Origin of the sequence: Lachnoclostridium sp. (assembly GCF_031997925.1) — a bacterium.
GTDB lineage: Bacteria > Bacillota > Clostridia > Lachnospirales > Lachnospiraceae > Lachnoclostridium.
In genome coordinates, this window is sequence record NZ_DAMADT010000002.1 from 169,879 (window position 1) to 171,853 (window position 1,975).

Consider the following 1,975-nt stretch of genomic DNA (forward strand, 5'->3'; position numbering starts at 1 on the left):
GATCATTCAGAAGAAGAGAAAAAGCACACCTTTATTGGTTATGATAAAGTAAATGAGATGGTATTACTATGTAATCGAAACCATATTCATGTGACAATGGAGCAACTTGGAAAGATACCGAAGAAGGAATTTACAGCCGGGGTAATGATAAAGACAAAAGAATTAAGAGAAGTTCTTAAAATACGTGCTTACCGAGAGTTGCTATTTGCAATCGATGGAGTTCGATCAGTACCAAATGACGTTACAAAAGCAGCTGGAGTTTTAACGGATGGTACCTTATATCAATTTTTAGAAGAACGCCACAAAGGAGAAGGCCCATTCAATTTCCGTCTAGAGATGAAAGGAAAGATGGACGTAGAGAAGCGCACTGCATTTATTAAAAAACTTAGTGTTGAGATAGAGCATCTGAGTGAGCGTAAACTTCTTAATTCAGTAAATCGTTATGAAGTTGAGATTCGCCTTATTGAAAATAAAGAAGGCAAATTTAATGTGTTATTACGCCTCTATACGTTGCCAGAAGCGCGCTTTTTATACCGAAAAGAAGTGATTGCTTCCAGTATTCACCCAGCAAATGCAGCGCTAACCGCCCAACTTGTGAAACCATATCTTATAGAGGATGCGCAAGTACTTGATCCATTTTGCGGAGTCGGAACAATGTTAATTGAACGAGATCTATGCGTGCGTGCTAAAACAATGTATGGTCTTGATATCTATGGGGAGGCTATAGAGAAGGCGCGTATTAATACAGATCTTGTGAACCGATGTGGGCTTAAAAGTGAAGATGGTGGACATCTTGTGATTAATTATATTAATCGAGATTTCTTTGATTTCAAGCATAATTATTTGTTTGACGAAATCTTTACCAATATGCCTACCGTAGGTCGTAGCATGGATGAAGGGGAGTTATCCACCTTGTACCAGAAGTTTTTTAGGAGAGCGCACGAGCTTTTAGAGGATCAGGGGATTATTGTATTATACTCACATAATCGTGAGTATGTTAGAAAATTTGCAAATACGAAGCCTTATCGCATTGAGAAAGAGTTTGAGATTTCTATGATGGAGAAGACTTATGTATATGTAATACGTGTTAGTAGATAATACCTTTTATTTGTGTAATATCAAATCAACAATCAGATATGGTATGCATGGGAGTTAGTTTACTTCTATTTAGGCAACATCAAAGCAGCAAGCAGATTTGATATGCATGGGGTATTAGTGACAAAGAGAAAGTAGAGGTTTTTATGTTAAAGATAGGTTCCCACGTCGGAATGAGTGGAAAAGAAATGTTTTTAGGTTCTGCTAAGGAAGCTCATTCTTATGATGCGAATACATTTATGATTTATACAGGAGCACCGCAGAATACGAGAAGAAAAGAGATATCTGACCTTCGCTTGGAGGAAGGATTTGAGTATATGAAACAGCATGGAATTTCTGATATTGTGATTCATGCACCGTATATAATCAATCTAGGTAATTCCGTGAATATAGATACTTATAGTTTAGCAGTTGATTTTCTGGCAAAAGAAATGGAGAGAACAAAGGCTCTTTGTAGTAAGTATTTAGTTCTTCACCCTGGAGCACATGTTGGGGCTGGTGTGGATGCTGGTATTAAGCAAATTGTGCAAGGATTGAATGAAGTTTTAACGAGAGATACCGACATCTATATCGCACTAGAAACTATGGCGGGAAAAGGTAGTGAAATCGGAAGAAACTTTGAAGAATTAGCAAGGATATTTGATGGGGTTAAGTATAATGACCGTTTACGTGTCTGCTTTGATACCTGTCATACCAACGATGCTGGATATGATATTGTACATGATTTTGATGGAGTTATAGAACAATTCGATAAACTGATAGGGAAAAAACAAATTGCGGTGTTTCATATCAACGATAGTAAAAATGATAGAGGAGCATCGAAGGACCGACATGAAAACATCGGATTCGGAACGTTAGGTTTTGATGCACTTTGCTATAT

The 1,975-nt window shown here is 37.3% G+C and carries 1 protein-coding gene and 1 pseudogene; both read left to right on the plus strand.

Annotated elements, in window-relative coordinates:
* On the plus strand, positions 1-1,098 hold a 1,098-nt coding region (locus RTP52_RS02350; RefSeq protein ID WP_312368988.1), incomplete at its 5' end, for a TRM11 family SAM-dependent methyltransferase.
* A 143-nt stretch (positions 1,099-1,241) separates the two neighbouring features.
* Positions 1,242-1,975, plus strand: a pseudogene (locus RTP52_RS02355) (deoxyribonuclease IV); the annotation flags it as partial.